This is a genomic window from Bryocella elongata (genome assembly GCF_900108185.1).
Classification (GTDB): domain Bacteria; phylum Acidobacteriota; class Terriglobia; order Terriglobales; family Acidobacteriaceae; genus Granulicella; species Granulicella elongata.
This window is the reverse complement of record NZ_FNVA01000005.1, coordinates 179,262-200,246: the sequence shown is the minus strand read 5'-3', so window position 1 is coordinate 200,246 and position 20,985 is coordinate 179,262. Positions and strand designations below refer to the sequence as shown.

The 20,985-nt window shown below is 63.2% G+C and carries 12 protein-coding genes; 4 read left to right on the top strand and 8 right to left on the bottom strand.

The window, feature by feature from the left end:
* Positions 1-161 precede the first annotated feature (161 nt).
* From rpsI to C4S68_RS14965, 8 genes are all read right to left on the bottom strand, one after another.
* Entirely contained in the window at positions 162-557 is a 396-nt protein-coding gene (gene rpsI / locus C4S68_RS15000; protein ID WP_103933892.1) for a 30S ribosomal protein S9, read from the bottom strand.
* 125 nt (positions 558-682) lie between these two features.
* Positions 683-1,126: a 50S ribosomal protein L13 gene (rplM, locus tag C4S68_RS14995; RefSeq protein WP_235011619.1), complete on the bottom strand. Its 444-nt coding sequence runs from the start codon at positions 1,124-1,126 to the stop codon at positions 683-685.
* A gap of 477 nt (positions 1,127-1,603) precedes the next feature.
* The gene (locus C4S68_RS14990; RefSeq protein WP_103933891.1) at positions 1,604-4,339 is read right to left on the bottom strand and encodes a TonB-dependent receptor; all 2,736 of its coding nucleotides are present in this window, start codon (positions 4,337-4,339) and stop codon (positions 1,604-1,606) included.
* A 312-nt stretch (positions 4,340-4,651) separates the two neighbouring features.
* On the bottom strand, positions 4,652-5,980 hold the full coding sequence (locus tag C4S68_RS14985; protein WP_103933890.1) for a hypothetical protein: 1,329 nt from the start codon (positions 5,978-5,980) through the stop codon (positions 4,652-4,654).
* 200 nt (positions 5,981-6,180) lie between these two features.
* Complete coding sequence (locus C4S68_RS14980; protein WP_146072163.1) at positions 6,181-7,845, bottom strand: ArnT family glycosyltransferase; 1,665 nt, start codon at positions 7,843-7,845, stop codon at positions 6,181-6,183.
* A 197-nt stretch (positions 7,846-8,042) separates the two neighbouring features.
* Positions 8,043-9,674, bottom strand: coding sequence for a DUF2339 domain-containing protein (locus C4S68_RS14975; RefSeq protein WP_146072162.1), 1,632 nt, complete (start codon positions 9,672-9,674; stop codon positions 8,043-8,045).
* Entirely contained in the window at positions 9,667-10,773 is a 1,107-nt protein-coding gene (locus tag C4S68_RS14970; RefSeq protein ID WP_103933888.1) for an ABC transporter permease, read from the bottom strand. The genes C4S68_RS14975 and C4S68_RS14970 overlap by 8 nt, the downstream gene beginning before the upstream one ends.
* 51 nt (positions 10,774-10,824) lie before the next feature.
* The gene (locus C4S68_RS14965; RefSeq protein ID WP_146072161.1) at positions 10,825-12,342 is read right to left on the bottom strand and encodes a hypothetical protein; all 1,518 of its coding nucleotides are present in this window, start codon (positions 12,340-12,342) and stop codon (positions 10,825-10,827) included.
* A 208-nt stretch (positions 12,343-12,550) separates the two neighbouring features.
* Between C4S68_RS14965 and C4S68_RS14960 the strand changes: the two genes are divergently transcribed.
* From C4S68_RS14960 to C4S68_RS14945, 4 genes are all read left to right on the top strand, one after another.
* On the top strand, positions 12,551-12,991 hold the full coding sequence (locus tag C4S68_RS14960; protein ID WP_160115174.1) for a helix-turn-helix domain-containing protein: 441 nt from the start codon (positions 12,551-12,553) through the stop codon (positions 12,989-12,991).
* A gap of 267 nt (positions 12,992-13,258) precedes the next feature.
* Complete coding sequence (locus C4S68_RS14955; protein WP_103933885.1) at positions 13,259-16,957, top strand: TonB-dependent receptor; 3,699 nt, start codon at positions 13,259-13,261, stop codon at positions 16,955-16,957.
* Between the two features lie 309 nt (positions 16,958-17,266).
* Positions 17,267-18,460 (top strand): methionine adenosyltransferase, encoded by a 1,194-nt coding sequence (metK, locus tag C4S68_RS14950; protein WP_103933884.1) that lies wholly within the window; start codon positions 17,267-17,269, stop codon positions 18,458-18,460.
* Between the two features lie 293 nt (positions 18,461-18,753).
* Positions 18,754-20,823, top strand: coding sequence for an NHL repeat-containing protein (locus tag C4S68_RS14945; RefSeq protein ID WP_146072160.1), 2,070 nt, complete (start codon positions 18,754-18,756; stop codon positions 20,821-20,823).
* Positions 20,824-20,985 lie beyond the last annotated feature (162 nt).

Genomic DNA, 20,985 nt, shown 5'->3' with positions numbered 1-20,985 from the left:
GGTTGCGCCCTTTGGGGCGCGGGGTTGGGAGATTTACTACGGGCCGACGGCGAGGTGCCGGCGGGTGATGCGGAGGTGAAGCGGTTTTGGTTTTTCGGTGTTGGGTGTCAGGTCAGTAGACCCAACACCCAACATCCAAAACCCAACAACCGCGAAGCGGATTAGCGCTTCGAGAACTGGAACCGAGCGCGAGCGCCCTTCTGGCCGTACTTCTTGCGTTCCTTGCCGCGAGCGTCACGGGTAACCATGCCGCCGGCCTTGAGGGCCTTGCGGAGCTCGATGTTGAACTCCATGAGCGCGCGGGCGATACCGAGCTTGACGGCATCGGCCTGGCCGTTGACGCCGCCGCCCTTGACGGTGGTGAAGACGTCAAAGGTCTCGTTGATCTCGGGGATGCCGAAGGGGGTCTTGGCCGCGACGCGCTGCGCCGGGGTCACGAAGTACTCTTCGAACTGCTTGCCGTTGACTGTGAACTTGCCCGAACCCGGGCGAAGGAAGACGCGCGCGATCGCGCTCTTGCGTCGGCCCGTTCCGTAATACTGTACGAATTCCGCCATTTGAATCCCTCAGGGCCGAGGGCTCAGGGCCCAGGGCTCAGAAATCTGTTGGTCGCCTGAATCGGCGAGATGTTGCCTACCTGCCGGATCCCGTGGTCTGGACCCTGAAACCTAAACCCTGGCCTCTACGCCAGCTCGAGCGCCTTGGGCTGCTGAGCGTGGTGGGGGTGATCCGCACCCTTGTAGACCTTGAGCTTGGTGGCCATCTGGCGGCCGAGCTTGGTCTTGGGGAGCATGCCCTTGATGGCCTCTTCGAGGATCTTCTCGGGGCGGCGGGCGAGGAGCTTGACGAAGCTCTCTTCACGCAGGCCACCGGGGAAGCCCGTGTAGCGGCGGTACATCTTCTGGCCGGCCTTCATGCCGGTGAGGTGGATCTTCTCGGCGTTGATCACAATGATGTGATCTCCCATGTCCATGTAGGGCGTGTAGAGGGGGTTGCGCTTGCCGGCGAGGACGCTTGCGGCGACCGAAGCCAGGCGGCCGAGGGTCTTACCCGAGGCATCCAGCACAAACCACTTCCGCTCAACGTTCTGCACGCTGGGAATCGTGGTGGTCTCGTTCAGGTTCACTGTTGATACTCCTTCGTTCTGCCGTCTTCGTCTCGCCGAGCCCGGCTTGAAGCGCGAAGACTATCTGGGCTCTAAACAACCGTTATGCGGCTGCCAGGCGGCGAGCACGATGCCCGCGACCCGAAAGCCGTCGTTCACAGCAAATTGCGCACAGAGACCCATGAAGCTGGGTGCTGGGGAGTGAGGATTCGGTTGCCCTGCAGTTATTTCCCTGCCCTGCGCCAGTTTCCCGGCTGCATCTGGCTGAGGAGAGAACGGCGTCTGCCCCGGTGACTCACCACGGTGTCCCGACGGCTTTCGCCTCCTCGACGCCTAAGCTGCGGACGCACGGAGACGAATGCGCAGGACTGCGCGAGCTTTCAGAGTAGACCAAATGTGAGTTGGCGTCAACCGGAGGGCGGGAGTCTCACGCAAGCCGGCACGGCCTAAGCCAATTGTAGCCACGGCCATTCCAGCGCAGCGTGGGATGTCGCGAGGCTAGAAGCTGAAGTTGGCGCGAAGGAAGAGGATACGGTTGGCGGCGCTGGTCGACGAAAAGCTCGTGTCCTGGGCCAGGGAGCGACCGAAGAGCGACGAACTGAGCACTCCGACCGGGGGGAGCGCATTCACGTTGTTGGTGAGGTTGTCGGCTTCCGCGGTAAAGCTGAGCTGCGTTCCGCCCTGCCGGTGTGCGGTCTTGCCGCTGCCTTCCACGCGCCCGCCGAGGGTGAAGGCGCGCGTGATCGAGGTGGAGAGGTAGAGCAGGCCGGGACCGGTTCCGTAGTTCACGGGGATGACGCTTTCGCCGGCGACGGGGCTGGTGTTGAAGGTGCCCCAGCGGGTGGCGACGACGGAGGCGGCGGGGCTCGCGCTGGTGGCGAATGTTGGGCGGTCGTTGTAGATGGTGTCGCCGTTGAGGTCGGTCCCAGTGGTGATGTTGAAGGGCATGCCGGACTGCCACGAGAGGTAGCCGTTCAGCGAGAAACCCCATGGCAGGGTGACCATCGCGCCGCTGAAGAGTTGGTGGCGGCGGACGGCTTCGCGGCCAAAGTCCTGGCTGACGTTGTAGGAGTTGGAGGCGAAGTCCGTGGCATGCTGGGCGCTGCCCTGCTTGCTCTGGTTAACGTAGAGGCCGTAGATCATCACCTTCGGCGTAGGTGTGATTCGCCAGTTGACCATGCCGGCCTGATCCTTCTCGATGCCCCGCCCTGTGAACTCGTAGATGTCTGTCGTTCCGCCGTACGGGCGGACCCCGGTGCCGGGCTCAGGAGCGTTGGCATTGATGGACAGGTATTCATGGATGCCGCGAGCCCAGAGGTACGTTGCGGTCACGGAGGCGTAGTGGCTGAAGCGGCGCTCAGCCGAGACCGTAGCGATGAGCTCATGGGAGACCTTGAGGTTCGGGTCGACGCGATAGACCATGGGCTGGGCGGCGCCGAGAGAGGCCGAGGTAAAGCCGTACTCGTAGAGCTTGTTCAGCGTGGCCGGGTCAGTGACGTAGCCGCTCTGCTCGCGGACGCCATTCTGGTGTTCCGCAGTGAGAAGGTTTTCGACCTCGAAGCGATTGAAGAAGACGCCGGCTCCCCCGCGCAGGGTGAGGACCGGGGTCTTGGACAGTCCGTGCTTCGGAGCCCAGGCGAGGCCCGCGCGCGGTGCGACGTTGAAGTGATCCGGGATGCCGGTCTGGGATTCGATACGGACGCCGTAGTTGATGGTGAGGTCCTTCCGGGCCTTCCATTCGTCCTCGGCGTAGATGCCGAGGTCTCCTGTGGCAGCCGAGGCAGCGGGATCGCCTGTCGTCAGGTTGAACTGTGCAGGCAGCGCGGCGGCGTAGTTCGCCAGCGAGGTGAAGACGAACTGACCGTTGAAGGCGGCGGTCGAGGTGTTGGATTCGCGGGTCCAGCGATAGCGGACGCCGGTGCGCAGAAAGTGCGAGCTCAGTTCGATCGAGAGAAAGTCCTCGCCTTCGAGATGGTCGCGATGGTCGTTCAGAACGCCAGCCGGATCGCCACCGCCGGCGAAGGAGCCCTGCACGATGACGGTACAGGAGGCGATCTGCGCCGTGGTGCAGGGACCGCTGGCCGTCTGCTCGGGGCGTTGATCGAGCCGGGTGCGGATGTATTCAAAGCGGGCCTGGTTGACGATGCGGGCGTTCGCAATGCTCTCGTGGGTGAACTGCAGGGTCTGGTTGGTGGACGTGCTGGCGTGACCTTCGGACGGAAGCACGAGCTGGCCGACGCCTCCATTGGTGAGCGTGACGCGGTCCAGCTGATAACGCATCGTGAGCATGCTGCGCTGGCTGAACTGGCGATCGCCGCGCACCGTTGCCGAGGAGGTCTTCTGCGGGTTGGGCACCGCCGTCGAGAAGAGCGTGGGGATGAGGGCGTTCACCGCGGCGTTGTTCTGCTGATCGTTGTAGACGCCGCTCGCGAAGAAGGTGCTCTTGTGGTCAACGGGGCCGCTGAGGCTCGCATCGGTGTTGAGCACGTAGTACGCGGGCTGCGGCGATGGGGAGAAGGGATCCTGCGCGTTGAGTGCCTGCTGGGTTCCGCCGACGCCGACAGAACCGTGCAGTCTGGGGCCGCCGGCCTTGGATTCGATCTCGATGCGCCCGAAGCCCAGGGCGTCGTATTGCGCTGAGTAGGGATCGTGGTTGATCCGTACGCTGAGGATGGAGCTCTTGGGCGGAATCTTTCCGCCCGTAAAGCCATCGACGTACACGCTGGGAGAGTTGCCGAGCGATCCAGCCATGGCGAGGAGCTGCTTCTGAAACGTGTTCTCGTCGTCGGAGAGCGACATCAGCTCGCGCTCCCCGATGACCGTGGCAGACAGGTTGTCGCCGGAGGATGTGCTGCTGCCGTCGCGGTCAACCTCGATGTGCTCGTCCTTGGTCGCGATGGCGAGACGGATGCCGAGGTTGTGCCCGGCCTCAAGCTGAACGTGGCCCACTTCGGTCTTGACCCGCCGGAAGCCCGTCGCTTCGACGATGACGTCGTAGTCGCCATCCTGGAGCCTGACGCTGAACTCACCGAGATCGTTCGTCTCGGTATCGATGTGAACGGAGGCGCCGAGAATGGAGATGGCGGCATGCGGCACCCGCGCACCGCTCGGGTCCACCACCTGGCCGTTGAGTGAAAGTTCCGCGCGGGTTTGCTGTCCATCCGCTGCACCCATGAAGAGGGCGGCGAAGCTCAATGCAAGATGACCAGCCGTGACCCGGGGAAAGCTCAACATGAACCCAATCACTGGAGATGCCCCCAAATCGATACGACGAGGCCCGAGAACTTAGAGCGCGGGGAGGGTTGGGTCCATTGTTACCTTTGGGCAAACATTTGACAAACAATTCGCACGGTACAGAAGGCGCATGATTATTGCCTCCTAAGGTTCCAATGGGCTTGCATGGAGTACACGCAAGGGGTGCATGACTCCAACACGGACACCGTTGGCTGATTGCTGGTGACGATAGTCGCTATTCAGCGATTGAGTTACCCAGGTCTTCCATATATCAAAGGCGGTACTGCTGGGTACCAGAATGGCCCAAACGGGCTATCCTCGGACCTCGATGGGTTGTCCGACGGTATGTCGTGCAACACGCTGGCCGAGTTCTGTAAGACGGCGGAGTGAGAGTCCCAGCAGCATGGCATAGCCGGCGAGCAGAAGAATCTCCAGCACCATCAGCTCGAGCGCGTTGCGGTTGCCCTTCAGCAGGAGCGCATGGAGCTCGACCGCGGTGGGCTGGCCGAGGATGGAGGACCAGAAGCTGTGCTCGACTGCAGCGACGAAGAGAAAGACCGCGAAGCCCCAGGTGTAGATGCGCTTCGACTGCAGCACAGTGAGGCAGATGGGGTAGAGCGCCAGCAGCACGTAGGTGGACCAGGACTTCTTGGAGAGCAGAAGGACGGCCATGGTGACGGCAGTGGCTCCGTGCACGAGCAGGAAGAGCTGGGCGCTGCGAGTCCGCTCGGCGTCGACGCCACGCAACGCACGCTGGGCAAAGACGAAGAGTGCGCCAGCCACGGCGATGACGGCGAGAGCGGTAAGGGCGTCCCAAATGGCGCTGCGCAGCAGGCGGCCGAGGAAGGTCTCGATGACGAACGGGATGCAACCTGCGCCGCGATAGTCACCTTCGACGCCAAGCGGGATGAGCACGTTGGCTCCGACGGCGATGAAGACGCCGTAGACCGCGGTCATCGTCGCAACGAAAGTGAGTGCCCAGAGCCACCAGCGGCGCACCACAACGATGAAGAGCGGGACATAGAGCAGCGCGAGAAACTTTACCGCGCAGACGGAAAGCGCGAAGGCCACGCCTGAGAGCGCGGTCTTCTGCTTGAGCAGCACGTAGACGGCGAGCGCAAAAAAGAGGGCGATCAGCACGTTGTCCTGGCCGTCCACGGTGACGAAGAGGACGCTGAGCGGATTGACGAGATACAACGTGAGCGCCTGCCGGCGGAGGTCTTCGCCAAGATAGCGCTCGGGGATGGCGCTCCACACGGCCATCAGAGCGAGCTCAAAGGCGATGGCGAGCAGGATGATCGAGTGCGGTGCGTTGTGCAGGCGCAGCGCCGCGGCGTCAAGATAAGCATGCAGCGGGGCGTAGCTGGTTACGAAGTCGAGATAGGGGCGCTGGCCGGCGAGGATGCGGGTTGCTTCCGGGAAGTAGTAGGCCGGGATATCACCCCGCGGATCGACGTGGAGGACACCGAACAGGAGGCCGAAGACGAGGAGCCGGGACAGGCCAAAGAGCAGCAGGAAGATGCGATTCCAGCTCACTCTCTGCGCCGAGGGAAGCAGCCTGTAGCGACCAGCGAGGACGGTCGCGGTGGCTCCGATGACTCCCAACGCTCCACGCGCAGCCAATGTCTGCGTTCCGGTCATGCTCCCCCTCAGGCTTAGAGACTCTCAAGACACTCTAACCTTGAAGCGAGCGAATCCGCGGCAAGATCACTGCACACCCGTCGGGATGCCTGCGGTGCACGAACGATGGCGAGCTGCGGGTTTCTCCACTGCGCAGGCCGATCAAGCCGTACTGCTCCGGTCGAAATGAAACACTCCGGGGCTCTATCTGTCGATACGGCCTAGTGTTCCAGCTGGTCGACGCTGGGCTGCTGTCCCAGCCTGGTGCGGAGGGCTTTGGGCAGAGGCCGGCGGCGGCCCTTGACGGGCGGCGTGGCGTCCTTCGGGTCGAGGCGATAGACGATGAGCAGGTTGCGGTCGGGATCGTCCATGGCCGGGAACGCAGCGACGCGCTGGATGCGGTAGATCGTGGAGAGGGCGTCCATCTTGTCGTCGTCGAGCTCGTTCCAGGCCACGTACCAGCCGGGACGGTAGGCCTTGACGCGATCGACGAGTTCCATGGTGCCGAAGTCATCGTCGATGGACCTGAGGCCGGTCATCATGGTGATGTCCGACCCGGAGATGGAGAGGATGAGCTCCGGGTGCGAGGGATCGGACAGCACGACGCTCCTGACCTCCTGAGCGGCGTGAAGCAGGGTGTACTCGGGGTGCAGGACGTAGCCGATCTGCTGGATGGCGTCGGGCACTGCGATGGCGAGAACCGCGCAGGCGGCAAGGATGCCTCCGAGGATATCGGCGCGACGGGCCGAGGCCTGCCGGAAGGCGTCGATACCGAGGGCGACGATAGCCGTGAGCGGAGCGGCGACGACGGTGTAGTACCGGGGCTGCAGGTTGTTGTGATAGCCGAGGAACGCGAAGTATCCGCCGGCCCACAGCAGCAGAGCGACGAACGCGGGATTTGCAAAGAGCCTCGGCCGCCAGAAGAGCGAAAGCCCCAGTACGACGAAGAAGGCGGGATAGAGCACCGGGCCCATCCACATGCCGTCGGTCAGGGTGTTGAGGACGACCTTCTCCAGGGGATCGAGCATGATGCCGGTGTAGCCGTTGGCCGAGAAGAGGTAGTGGAAGTCGGCGAGGTAGTGCGGCCGCACCAGCAGGACAAAGTAGGCGAGCCAGAGACCGAGTGCCAGGCCCCCCGGGAGTGCGGCCAGCTTGAGTGCGGGGCGGAGACGATACCCTGCGCGCGACCACACCATGTAGGCGACCGCCGGCACGAGGAAGAGCGCAGTCGTCTTGGTGAGGATCATGCCGACCAGCAGCAGCCCCAGAGCGATGGACGGAAGCCAGTTCTTCCAGGGCCGGAGGTGAGGCGGGTGCAGGTGCGCCGCGGCGATGAGCGCCCAGACGGTGAGCGTGACGACCAGGGGCTCGAGGATTGCTAGCCGCTCGAAGACGAAGAAGTACGGGCTGACGCAGAGCAGCAACACCGTAATGGCAGCGGCGAGGGGCCGACCCGAGCCTTCACTGCGCGGGCGGGTGAACTTGCAGATGAGGACGTAAAAGCCAGCGATGCCCAGCGCGAAGACGCAGAGCGTGAGTGCGCGCGCGGCCACGATGCTGACGCCGGTGGCCTTGAAGAGGGCGAACTCCAGCAGGGGCCAGACGGGGAGAGCGACGGCGGGGTTGAAGTCTCCGGCGAAGTACCAGTTGCCGAAGAGCATCTTGCGGGCGGCGGCGTCGCCGTACCAGCCCTCATCGGTGTACTTGGACCAGTCGACCCAGGGCGAGTGGTTGGGGAAGTCGGCCGCGAGATGGACGAAGTGCAGCGCAAAGAAGATGGCCGCGACGACGAGCATCAGGCCGCTCAGGACCGTGGAGAGCTGCCACCGGAAAGCGGAGCTTTGGGTACGCCGATGCTCCGTGGATTGTCCGAGCTCGTCCGCCATCTTCCTCGCAGGGGGTGTTGCCGCATGCGCCCGACCCCCATGCAGATAGGTCAGGGCAAAACTGAAACGATTGGACGCCAGCGGACGGCCAGGCGATGGATGGCCTCCCGGGGAGATGTCTTAGAGGGCCTTATGAAGCGTCATTATAGGAACTTCGGCGGCCCGATCCAAGAAAACCGACGGGGGAACCTTATGGGCTACTGGATGGAATCGACGTCGGTGGCGTGCTCAGGCGGCGGGAGCATCGACGCCAGCGGCACGGCGAGGCCATGGGAGGCCAGGCAGACGCGCTCGGTTGCGTTCGGGGATGCTACGAGGAAGTGCTGGTCGTGGGTGCTGAGACCCTGCACATCGAAGGACTGGCAGATGGACCAGGCGGAGAGATCCATCTGGAGCGCGAGGTCGTTGACCTGGCGCTGGTCGAGGAAGGCGAAGTCGGGGCGGGCAGCGACGCAGGCGTGAAGGCGCTCCGGGTAGTCGTCCGGCGCCATGCGGGCACCCATGGGACGCCCTGGATTACAGATGGGAGCGAGGGTGAAGTAACCGACAGCCCCGGGGTCGTCGGCGATACCGTGGAGGCCGACGAGGAGGCCGAGCGGATGCTCCTGCATGAGGCGGAGCTGGTCGCGGCGAGAGTGCATGGCGCGGAGGACCAGGGGGCCTTCCCAGGGCAGCGAAACGCCGAGCAGCAGGACGAGGGAGAACGCTGCGATGGCTCCTTGAACCACGAGAGGCGCCGCGACGGTCTGATCGCGCTCGGCGGTGGAGATCTCGAGGATGTTCCAGAGGATCGCGAAGAGGATGGGCCAGGCGAGCTCTGCGGCGAAGGAGATCTGCTCTCCGCGGAGGATCAGCGTCAGCAAAACAAAGATGGGGAGCAGGTTGGCCACGCGCGCTACCTTGACGCGGTGAGGGATGCGGTAGAGAAGCGCCGCCGAGACGATCCAGAGCGCGAGCAGGCCCCAGCCGAAGCTGCGAGCCTCGAGGAGCGAGAGCCATGCTGAGACGGCAGCCCAGCCCCAGGAGACGGGCCACAGGGTGGCGTGCAGAGGGAGGCCGATCTGCAGGACGAGCCTGAGGATGATCAAGGCGGCGAGAGCGCAGACGCCGGCGATCAGAGGCGTCTGCCAGGGGGTGGCGACGGCGCTGCGGCGAGACCGAGCGGGTTTGCCCCCGACCTCATCCGTAGCCCACAGCGAAAGCATGATACAGACCGCCATGGCGCCGTAGAACATCTCGACCCGAAGGAGGACAGCGGCCACGCACCAGAAGGCGAGCGGCCAGCTGCTGCTGGTGCCGTGGCGCATCACGCGGCGGGTGCGCATCACGATCATGAGCACGATGAGAAGCCCGAAGGAGGTCTCGGTGCCGTCGTTGAGCCAGAAGACCGCCGCCGGGGTGCAGAGGACTGCGACGGCGAGGACCGAAAGCAGCAGCGTCAGCGGACCGGCGCGCCGCACTCTCTCGGAGAGACCCAGCGCCAGCCGTGCGATGAGAACGACGTAGCCGATCGTCGAGACCACCCGCAGGGCGACGGCGTAGTTGAAGAGGCTGTGCACCAGCATGAGCAGGGGCACGTAAAGAAGACTCAGGCGGCCTGTTCCCCAGTCCGACCCGCCAGCCCAGATGCTGCGATTGGCGTCGAGATCCGTGGCAACGCGCAGGTAGGTAAGCGCGGTGTCATGCAGGGAGTCCCAGGGAAGAAGAAGCCACACAGCGAGCCAGAGGCCCAGCGCCACCATGACGGCGGTGTAGAGGCGATCCAGCTGCTGCGAGGACAAGGCCTGCCGCGGGGTTGACCATGGCGGCCGCTGGGGAACTCTACTCATACGAGAGGGCGTCGATCGGGTCCTTCGCGGCAGCCTTTGCCGCGGGATACAACGCGCCCAGCAAGGCGCCGCACATGGCGATACAAACAGCTCCGGCAACCCAGCCCGGAGTGACCTGGAAGCTCAACGTCGGGAAGCGATTGTGCAGCACCGAACGCAGGACGTAGGTCGCCCCTACGCCGAGGATGACTCCCACGGAGGCCAGGATGCCGGTCTCGCGGAGGACGACGGAGACGATGTCGATCTTTCCGGCTCCCATGGACTTGAGGATGCCGATCTCGCGGGTTCGCTCCATCACAGCTGTGTACATGGACTGGAAGATTACGAGGAAGCCAATCACGACGGCAATACCGATCACGACGCGGAGACCGATGTTGAAGGCCGGAACGTGCTCCGGGGTGAGCATGGAGAGATACTCTTCGGCGGTCTGGACCTGGTAGTCGCCGAGGCCGTCCGTGGCGAGGATCTCCTTGCGGACCTCTTCCTGGAACTTTGGCGAGTCTTCCGTCTTCAGGTAAAAGAGGGCGGCCCTGTTGGGAGTGCCGTCGAGGTCATCCATGGTGGTGAGGGGGATGAACTTGCGGCTGCCCTTGCCATGCTCGACGATGCCGCAGACGGTGAAGTCCTTGCCGAGGATCTTGATCTTGTCACCGACCCTGGTGCCCTTGCCGGAACGTGCCTGCAGGTCGTCAATGATGACATCGAGGGGCTGCTGAAAGGGACCGCCCTCGAGAAAGACAAAGGGGCGCAACGCGTTGTAGGTCGCGAAGTCGATGCCTGCGATGTTCTCCACATTGCTGCTGACGGTGAGCTTGATGTTGGAGGGCGCGACGACCTGGACGTGGGGAAGGCCGCGGAGAACATCGGCCACGCGGATGTCGGCTGCGGCAGCAGAGAGGTTGGCCAGCGTTCCACCTGCGCCGGGGCGGACGATCATGTCCATGCCGATACCGGTGGTCTGGGTGCGGCTGCCGTTGAGGATGCCGAACATGACGCCCGCGATGGAAAGGATCATCACGACTTCGATCGCTACCGCAAAGGCCGAGATCATCGAACGCAGGGGCCGGTGCACGAGGTTGCCCACAATCAGTTTGTTCATAGTCTCCGTAATTTCATCATGCGCCGGAGGTGCCGGCGGTAAAGCTCGAGCTCAGCTGGCTGCAGCGCTGCCGATGGCTGCGCTTTGATACTTGCCGGATTCGCGGCCTCCTGCGAGCGGAGCCCCGATAAGGCTACCGAGCAGGGGCGCTACGTAGACGCAGAAGGTGATTGCCAGGCAAAGGCTGATGTTTCCGTACCATGAGTACCAGATGAGGCCGCCGACGAGGCTCTCCGGGGCGAGATGGGCAAAGTAGAGCATGGGTAGAAGTGCCCAGGGCCCCGATCGAAGGCTACCTGCGACGATGTCCGTAATGATGAAGAGCGCCAGCCAGAAAGGTGGCGCGAGCAGAAAGACACCTTGCCAACCGGCGATGGCGAAGCACTCGCCGAGAAACCCGAACGAGATGCCCGTGGTCACGTCCTCTGAGCCGAGGAAGCCACCGGTGCGATGGGCGTACCAGTTTCCGCTGTAGTTGATCTCGTTTTCGCCCTTGCCCGGGAGGAAGACGCGGGGGATCAGATTCTCGATGTAGTACCCAACGGGAGCGTAGCCAACCGGCTCATTGCGGGCTGTCCAGGAGATCAGGTCGTCATCGATCTGGAACATGGCGAGCCGGTCTCCAAGTCCGAGATTGCGGTTGAAGTAGCCGTGGTGGCCCTCGAGGGAAACGCTGACCTCGTAGGCCTCGTCCTCGGTTTCACGGGTCTGCTGCAACGTGGCAGCCAGGGAGAACGCGATCTCCAGGCGGTGGACGAGGCTGGTGTCCTCGGCGAGGGTCCGTCCTACCTGCGAGATGGGTGTGAGGACGCTGGACATGAGGAACAGCGAAACGATCACCGACACGACGTGGATCGTGCGAACCCTGAGCCCACCGTAAACGGCGCCGATGCCCCAGGCCAGGAACGGGGTGAACATACCCTGTTTGGAAAACGTCCCCAGGCCGATCAGGAAGGCGGAGAGAAATCCGAAGATGGAGATTGGGCTCAAGCTGCGGCGTCCGCCGCTTCGGGAGACCACGTCCACCGTGGCCAGGATGAGCCCCAGGGAAAGAAAGACGTTGAGCTGATTGAGGGCGCTGAGAAGCGAGGCTGGAAGTCCGAGGGGGACAAAGTCCAGCACAAAGATCAAGAGGCCTACGAGAATGCAGCCCAATCCGCTGAAGGTGAGGTTGACCTGCCGCCAGCCCAGGAGATTGCCAAGGCCGTGGACCTCGCCGGTGAGGCGGCGCGCGAGGATCACCGTGCCCAGCAGCAACACCGAACCGACGGTGTAGACGGACATGGTGAGCATCGGATCCTCAAGATTGGAGTCCGCAGGTTCGCCCACCAGCGCCTTCAGCGTGACGGCAGCGATGACGGTCAGGAGAGCGAAGAAGAGCACGTACGCGCCGGAAGGACGGGACATCCCGCCGGCGACATTGAAGGTGATCGCGCTGACCACGGTAAAGCCGAAGAAGAGAAGGCTGAAGGCGAAGCCCGTGTGCTGAAACTGCTGCACGACCACCAGGGTGCCCGCGAAGAGCACCGTCATTGGGATCGAAACCCGTGTGGGAAATTGCAGACGCATTCCCTTCCATCCTTACATATCCCCCCGGGGCTTTGAGGCAGCGGACCCCACCCCGGCACCCGGGGCGAGGGTGCGCTGGGCAGAGGTGGAAGACACGGGCTAAGATGATGCGGAGCCGTATCATTCAAGATCGATAGCGAGTCGGCAATCGCTCCCTGCGTTGGGTCACGCAGGGCGACGGCACTTCCCCGACTCGCCGGAGAGGCGCGTGTCGTTCGGCAGGGATCTGCAACTGGAGCGCGAGAGGCGCGGAATCACGCTGGAAGCCGTGGCGGAGGGCACGAAGGTGTCTTCGCGACACCTTCGCGCGCTGGAGGCCGACGACGCGGAGAACATGCCCGGGGGCGTGTTCAACCGGGGTATGGTGCGAAGCTACTGCCGGTTTCTGAACCTTCCGGAAGAGGAGTGGCTGGAGCGGTTCAGCGGAACGGACCGGCCAGCTCCAGAGCCGGATCTGGCTGAGTTTGCGGAGAATGTGAAGCGCAGCCGCGTGCCAGGGCCCCCGAATATGCGTGGGCGATGGCTGGTGGCGGCCCTGCTGCTCGTGATCCTGGGCGGGGCGGGGTACGCTTCGTGGAAGTACGTGATCAGGCCGCGGTTGGGTGCTCCCTTGTCGACCGTCCCGGTGGATTCGCGGCCGACGCGGTAGTTTCCGGGGTCTCCCTGCGACGAAAGTTCTTTTGAAACCCGGGGTGCCGGGTGCATAATTCTTCATTAACAGGACATACGACGATTCTTAACACTTGGAGGCAGCCCTTTCTGTATTGCGGCGCCTTATGGGTGGAATCCGTTCGTTGATGTTGATGGGCAATCGTTAGCCCAATCCGCTCGTCACCGCGTGGGAGCAGAAAAGACCCGCCCCGCCCGGAACGATTTTCCATTCTCCGAACGTTTCGTTCGATTTCGAGGAGGCAGGATGAGCCAGTTCCTTTCCCGCACCCGCATCGCCGCGTGTATCTTCGCGACGTCGCTGGCGCTCTCAAGTCCCGGGGCATACGCCCAGGACGCTACCACCGGCAGCATCAGCGGCACGGTCACCGATTCGACAGGCGCCATCATCAAGGGCGCGACGATTACGCTCATCAATACCGACCGCAACCACGTGGAGCGCACGCTGACCACGAACGGGGCGGGCTTCTACACGGCGACGGGACTTCCCCTCGGCACCTATTCCGTAAAGATCTCCGATCAGGGCTTCAAGACGAACACGGTGACGACGCTAGCCCTGCACGTGGGCGACGCATTGACGGTCAACCGGGCACTTTCCGCGGGCGATGCCTCAGAGACCGTGACGGTGACGGCAGACGAAGCGCTCGTGAACCTGCAGGACGCAACCTCGGCAGGCCTCATCAACGCCGAGCAGATGAACGAGATGCCTCTCGTTACGCGTAACTACGAAACGCTGCTGAACCTGCAGCCCGGCGTAGCCTTCGGTGGCGCGACAGACGACCTGACGCGCGGGCCTGCCGGCCTCTCCGGAGCTTCGAGCACGGTGGCTTTCTCGGTCAACGGCGGACGTACGACGTCCAACGGATGGACGATTGATGGCGCGGACAACCTCGACCGCGGCGCAAACCTGACGCTCTATGTGTACCCCAGCCCCGATTCCATCTCTGAGTTCAAGACCCTGCGCGGGCAATACAGCGCGGAATATGGTCGCAATGCCAGCGGGCAGGTCGACGTCGTAACCAAGTCGGGAACGAACAAACTTCACGGCAGCGCGTACGATTACATCCGTAACGACGCTCTTGACGCGAATGGCTACGCGAACGACTTCCTGGGAACCCACATTGGAGCCTACCGCTACAACGTGTACGGCTTCTCGGTCGGCGGCCCGGTTGAGATTCCGAAGGTGTACCACGGCAAGGACAAGACATTCTTCTTCGTCTCGGAAGAGTGGCAGCGCATCATCCAGAACCTGCCCGCGACCTCGGCTCTTGTGCCGCAGGCCTCGGAGCGCGCGGGCGACTTCTCGCAGTCCGGCTATAAGAATTCTGCCGGTCAGTGGACAACAGGCCCGATCACGGTCTGCACGGCGTATACGACCAATCCCGCGACCCAGGTGAATACCTGCACGGCTACGGGCACCCAGGTGACAAACATCTCGCCGACGGCGCAGCAGTACCTGAAGGACATCTATAGCAAGATCCCGGTGCCAGATGTGACCTACAACATCGCGCACAACCTTGATCCGCACACGATTCTTTCCAGCTTCAAGAACACCTTCAACAATCTGGACTCGGTCGTCCGCATCGACCAGGAGTTCGGACAGAAGATCAAGATCTTCTACCGCTATGTGCACGACACCTTCCCTGAGATTCTTCCGCAGGGCCAGTTCACGACCGTGCCGATCCCTGGCGCGAACACCACGGTGGCAACCAACCCGGGTACGCAGCACCTGGCGAAGGGTCAGTACATCTTCAGCCCGACCGCTTTGCTGAACGTCGGCTACGCGTTCTCGAACGGCAACATTGTGTCGACGCCGTCCGGCTTCCTGGGCTCGTCCAAGTCGCCTGACGTCAACCCGTCGCTGGTGTATGCCAACACGGTTGGCGTGGTTCCCACGGTTTCGGTCAGCGGCATGACCAGCCTTGCTGGCAGCCTGGCGTACACGGACCACGGCACCAACCACCAGGTCTTCGGTGATTTCACGAAGATCCTGCACAACAACACGATCATCGCGGGCTTCAGCTACAACCACTACCAGAAGCTGGAGAACAACACGACGGGTACGCAGGGTGCGTTCTCGTTCGCGACGGACGCGGCGTTCACCAACGTTCCTTCCAACACCGCCGCGGGCGCGACCGAAGCACAGGCGTACGCCAACTTCCTGACCGGAAATGCGAACGGCGGCTTCAGCCAGCTGTCGCGCGATCCGGTGACCGACATCAAGGGCGCTCTGTATGAAGCCTTTGTGCAGGACAACTGGAAGGCCACCAAGCACCTGACCATCAACGCTGGTGTTCGTTATGCCTACTACGGCCAGCCGTGGGACGCGAACCTGCTGCTGAGCAACTTCGATCCGAGCCAGTACTCGGCGTCGAAGGCGCCGACCATTGCGACCACCGGTCTGATCTGCTTCACCGGAACCTGCAGCCAGGCCAACAGCAATGCCGGCCAGTCAACGACGCCGAACCCGGCCGCGGATTACGCCGGGATCAACTACATCAACGGCCTGATCTACAACGGCCCCAACGCAAACAACAACAACCAGGCATCGCAGTTCGGCAACAAGGTAGGCAACGCACAGAAGACCAACTTCGCGCCTCGCTTCGGCTTCGCTCTGGATGTCTTCGGTGATGGCAAGACGTCGCTCCGCGGCGGCTACGGCTGGGCCTTCGACGATGCCGAAGTGAGCTACTACGAGACGACGGTCTTCAACAACCCTCCTGCTGTGGCAACGTACTCGGTTGGTCAGACCTCGTTCGACTCGCCTGCTGGTGGCGCGACGACCGCGCTCTCGACCACACCTGGCCGCATTCAGGCTGTGCCGATCGACTACAAAACGCCATACGTACAGCAGTACTCGCTGGACGTGCAGCAGCAGATCACACCAACGCTGATGCTGGACGTAGGCTACTTTGGCGATCACGGCACGCACCTGCTGGGCGCTCTGAACGAGAACCAGCCGGTCCCGGGCTCGTGGGTTGGCAAGGTGCTTCCGGCAAACTCGGGCAGCGCCTGTATCGACCCTGACACCAACGCGCAGTCGTTCCTGAACTCCACCTGCGACCGCGTGCTGAACCAGATCAAGCCATACCTCGGCTACTTCTCCGTGGATTCGCTCCGCACCATCTTCAGCTCGAACTACAACGCGCTGCAGGCCAAGGTGACGAAGCGATTCAAGGGCAAGACCTACATCGACGCCAACTACACCTGGTCGCGCGACCTGACGAATGCGCAGGCCGACTACTCAGGTTTTGACGAAAACATCTACAACGTCAACGGCGACTATGGCCGCGCGGCGGTCGATCGCACCAACATCCTGAGCATCGACGGCGTATACGAGCTTCCGTGGTACCGCGACCAGAAGGGCCTCGTCGGCCACCTGGTGGGCGGATGGGAGATCTCGGGCATCTACGCGATTGACTCGGGTCTGCCTCTGACGGTCTCGGCCAGCTCGGCATATTCGCCGAACTACAACCTGCCCGGCGGCGCGGCCAGCGTCTTCAATGGCCGCACCAACACCGGATACATCACCGACAACGCGGGTCTGGGTGCGCTGGGTAACACCAACGCGGGCCTTCGCCTCAACCAGCTCGGCGATCCGAACCAGGGCTACGGCACGAAGATCCACAACAAGGGCTACAACGCTCTGTGGTTCTACTCCGGAGCTTTCGCCGCTGCGCCTCCGAGCCAGACCAACATCGCCCCGACCGCGAAGCGCGGCACGATCCAGGGACCAGGCTTCAACCGCCTCGACCTGGGAGTCCACCGCAACTTCCGTCTCTACGACCGTCTGACCTTCCAGTTCCGTGCAGAAGCGTTCAACGCGGTAAATCACACCAACGTGCAGAGCATCAACACGGCGGCTGGTTCGACCGGAACCTTCGGTGAAGTCACCGGCTACCGCGATGCGCGTATCCTGCAGTTCGCGGGCCGCATCGAGTTCTAAACTCAGCGCGATCTCTACCCCAACGGCGTCCGCTTCGGCGGGCGCCGTTTGGGTTTTTGGGTGTGGAGGGGAGGCTCGAGACCCATTTCGTGACTTGCCTGTAAAATAGTGAGGTTCCGCTGCATCGTTTCCTTTCCAGGAGCCCTTGCGGAGCGACCGGGTTGTCTCGCCAAGTCTGCCGCCGTTTTTGCGGCGAGCGTGTGCGGCGAAGTCCGGTCGTCGGGTCCTTCGACTTCGCTCAGGACAGGCGCTTGCCTGCCTCCGCGCGAGCTGGACGTCCGGCTATCTCAAATCAGGAGCAGCAACGCTTTGTCGACCACTGATCGTTTCCTTTTCACTTCGGAGTCAGTCACCGAAGGCCACCCCGACAAGATCGCCGACCAGGTCTCCGACGCCATCCTGGATGCCTGCCTGGCGCAGGACCCGATGAGCCGCGTCGCCTGCGAGACGCTTACCTGCACCGGCCTCGTGGTGGTCGCCGGTGAGATCACCACCAAGGCTTATGTCGACTTCCAGACCATCGTTCGCGAGACGGTTCGCGAGATCGGTTACGACGATGCCCTCAAGGGTTTCGACTGCGATACATGCGGCGTGATCTCGACGATCAACCGCCAGTCGCCTGACATTGCGCAGGGTGTGGACACCGGCGGCGCGGGCGACCAGGGCATGATGTTCGGCTACGCCACCAACGAGACGCCGGAGCTGATGCCGACGCCGATCTCGCTGGCGCACAAGCTGGCGGAGAAGCTGACCGAGGTTCGCAAGAGCGGCCTGATGGGCTACCTTCGCCCCGATGGCAAGAGCCAGGTGACGGTGGAGTATGACGCCGACCAGAAGCCAGTGCGTGTGGATGCGGTTGTGATCTCGACGCAGCATGCGGAGTTCTCGGACCGCGATCCTGGCTCGACGCTGACCAACGACCAGCTGCATGCGGACATCCTGAAGAACGTGATCCAGGCTGTAATCCCGGCCGAGCTGCTGGACGAGAACACCAAGTACCACATCAACCCGACGGGCCGCTTCGTGATTGGCGGACCGATGGGCGATACGGGTCTGACGGGCCGCAAGATCATCGTCGACACCTATGGCGGCATGGGCCGTCATGGTGGCGGCGCGTTCTCGGGCAAGGACTCGACCAAGGTCGACCGCTCGGCGGCGTATATGGCGCGGTACGTGGCGAAGAATATCGTCGCTGCGGGCCTTGCTGATCGCGCTGAGGTCCAGCTCGCCTACGCCATCGGCGTGGTGGAGCCGGTGTCGATCCGCATCGACACGTTTGGCACGGGCAAGGTCTCCGAACAGCGTCTGATCGAGCTGGTTCGCGAGAACTTCAAGCTGACGCCGAAGGGCATCATCGAGAGCCTGAACCTGCGTCGTCCGATCTTCAAGAAGACCGCTGCTTACGGCCACTTTGGCCGCTCGGGCGAGAGCTTCACGTGGGAAGCGACCGACAAGGCCGAAGCGCTGAAGGCTGGCGCGGCGGCTGAACTCGCGGCGAAGTAAAGAAGCAGATCCTCTCCGAGGATGACAGCAAGAAAGACATAGACAGCACAGCGGCGGGCCTTCGGGCTCGCCGTTTTGCGTCAGAGGCGTCCAGTGCGTCTGGCTGCGGAGGCTGCAGGGGTTACGAAGGTACCGTTGCGCCGTCGAAAACCGCAGATTCGGGACAGAAGTGCGGACCGTGTTCCGCAGAAGTGGCATTCCGCGCGGGTGTCGAGGACCGTTTACTGGGTGCTGTACGGTAGCGCCATTCACTCGCGAAGCTTATCTCCCCACGCGTTCGCGCAGAGGTCAACATGCGGTTTGTCTCACTTCGGTCCCTGATCCTTACGTCTTCGGTCTCGCTTACGGTTGGCTTGCTCAGCGGTTGCGGGATGAGCGTGAAGGATGCTTTGAGCACTGCGTTGCTTGCAAGTCAGACCAGTCGCCTGAGCGGCAAGCTGCATGGCGGCCCCAACCCGATCCAGCAGGCCAACATCACGCTGTGGGAGACGTGGACGACGGGCATTGCCGGCAATGGCGCCGGCGGCACGGGGCGGGCTGCGGCCTCGGCGAGCACCTATGGTTCGGCGGCTTATTCGCTGGGCACGACGACGACCGACTCCAATGGCTCTTGGACTCTTGCGAGCTTCAACTGCGATGCGGGCGAGTATCTGTATGTGACGGCGACGGGCGGCAAGACAGCGTCCAACTCGGCCAATCCCAACGAGGTGCTGGTCGCGCCGCTGGGGGCATGTTCCGATCTGCCGACGGCAACGGAGACGCAGGTGAACATCAGCGAGCTGAGCACGCTGGCGATGGCGTATGCGCTGGGCAACTTCACCAGCGAGGATGCGGGCTATCTTGGCGGCGGCGTGCAGAAGGTGTACATCGGAGCGCCGGCGACGAACAACGCGGCGACCGCTGGCTGCACAGGTACGGGCTCCTCCATGAGTTGCGTTGCGAGCGGGCTGGCAGAAGGTTTCGCGGACGCGATCAGCCTGACGAACTCGACGAGCTACACGATCAACTTCCCTGCCGGCGCGGCCAATACTGTTCCCACGGATGCGAACGGCAACCCGACCAATGCCACGGGATCGATCCCCGCAGCGATGATCAACACGCTGGGCAACGTGCTGCAGAGCTGTGTGAACACCAGCGGCGGCGCGGCGCCGGATAGCTCGAACTGCGGCAAGCTCTTTACAGCGACGACGGCGGGCGGCAACGTCCCGACCGACACGCTGCAGGCCGCGATCAGCATCGCGCAGCACCCGGCGAACAGCGTGCACTCGCTGTATACGATCGCGAGCACGGTCGGCATCTTCACGCCTACGCTGACCGCGGAGCCCAGCGACTACACGCTGGCTATTACCTACACGGGACAGAATGCGTCGAATGCCGCGTCGTTTGGGCAGCCGATCGCTCTCGGTCTGTTGGCGAACGGGCAGATTGTGTTCTCGGAGATCGCTTCGGGCGGCTCTGGCAAGATGACCGGGATCGACACGAATGGCGTGCAGTGGGCGAATGTTGGCGCACCGGCTTCGGCGAGCGTGATTCCGGATAACGCGGGCAACGTGTACACGTTCCAGCAGGGATCGATCTTCCGCAGCAGCTCTTCGACTCTGAGCCTGACCACAACGATTGCGTCGGGAACGACGACAGTGAAGGGCGGGGCGGTGGACCTCAACAACAACTTCTACTCTTCGCCATACAACGACTCGAATGCGCTGGCGTATGTTTCTCCGAGCGGCACGACGGTGACGAGCATCTCGGGGCCGACGCTCTCGGGGTCGCCTCTGGCCGCGGGACTTGCGTTCGACGCTTCGCAGAACCTGTGGGCGGGCATCGGCAACGGATCCACGTATGTGACGCAGGAGTTCGTGACCAACGGAAGCTGCGTGCCGCCGGCGTTCTGCGCGACGACGCTGGGTTCGGCGACGACAGCTCCGGCGAGTCCCATTGCGGCGGTCGCCATCGCGGCGGACGGTTCGGCCTGGGGTACGGGGCTGACTTCGCTGTACCACGTGGGCAGCAACGGGGTGCTGCTGGGGACTTACAGCCTGCCGACGAACGCGCAGGACTACACGCTTGCCATGGATGGAACCAGTGCTCTTTTCTCGGCCGATGCGATTGGGGGCGGGATCTATCGCTTCGATACGACCGCGCTGACAGGGCAGACGCTGAACCCATGCTCGCTCCGCAATGGAACCTCCGCCCAGCTGACGGTGTGCAACACGGGGATCGTCAGCAGCACCTCGGTGCAGGTGGACGCGGAAGGCGCCTTGTGGGTGGCGGACTACTCCGGCTCGCAGATGACCAAGGTCCTGGGCGTGGCTGCTCCGGCATGGCCGTACCTGGGGTATGCGCATCCGGGCGTGAAGCCGTAGGGAGACAGAGGGTAGACAGTAGAGGGTAGAGAGTCGAGAGTCGACGGGAAAACAACAGTCATGCGGCGGGCCTTCGGGCTCGCCGTTTCTTTCTGGCGAAGGCATTGCGCACAGGCGCCCCGGCGTGTTCGACTCCCTTTGACACCACATTCATGGCCGCGA

Excerpts from the sequence above, each read along its gene's own strand:
- C4S68_RS14980 (WP_146072163.1), bottom strand. The coding sequence starts at position 7,845 with ATGGCGGACGAGCTCGGACAATCCACGGAGCATCGGCGTACCCAAAGC.
- C4S68_RS14990 (WP_103933891.1), bottom strand. The coding sequence starts at position 4,339 with ATGTTGAGCTTTCCCCGGGTCACGGCTGGTCATCTTGCATTGAGCTTC.
- C4S68_RS14965 (WP_146072161.1), bottom strand. The coding sequence starts at position 12,342 with ATGCGTCTGCAATTTCCCACACGGGTTTCGATCCCAATGACGGTGCTC.
- C4S68_RS14985 (WP_103933890.1), bottom strand. The coding sequence starts at position 5,980 with ATGACCGGAACGCAGACATTGGCTGCGCGTGGAGCGTTGGGAGTCATC.
- C4S68_RS14975 (WP_146072162.1), bottom strand. The coding sequence starts at position 9,674 with ATGAGTAGAGTTCCCCAGCGGCCGCCATGGTCAACCCCGCGGCAGGCC.
- C4S68_RS14955 (WP_103933885.1), top strand. The coding sequence starts at position 13,259 with ATGAGCCAGTTCCTTTCCCGCACCCGCATCGCCGCGTGTATCTTCGCG.
- C4S68_RS14970 (WP_103933888.1), bottom strand. The coding sequence starts at position 10,773 with ATGAACAAACTGATTGTGGGCAACCTCGTGCACCGGCCCCTGCGTTCG.
- C4S68_RS14945 (WP_146072160.1), top strand. The coding sequence starts at position 18,754 with ATGCGGTTTGTCTCACTTCGGTCCCTGATCCTTACGTCTTCGGTCTCG.
- rpsI (WP_103933892.1), bottom strand. The coding sequence starts at position 557 with ATGGCGGAATTCGTACAGTATTACGGAACGGGCCGACGCAAGAGCGCG.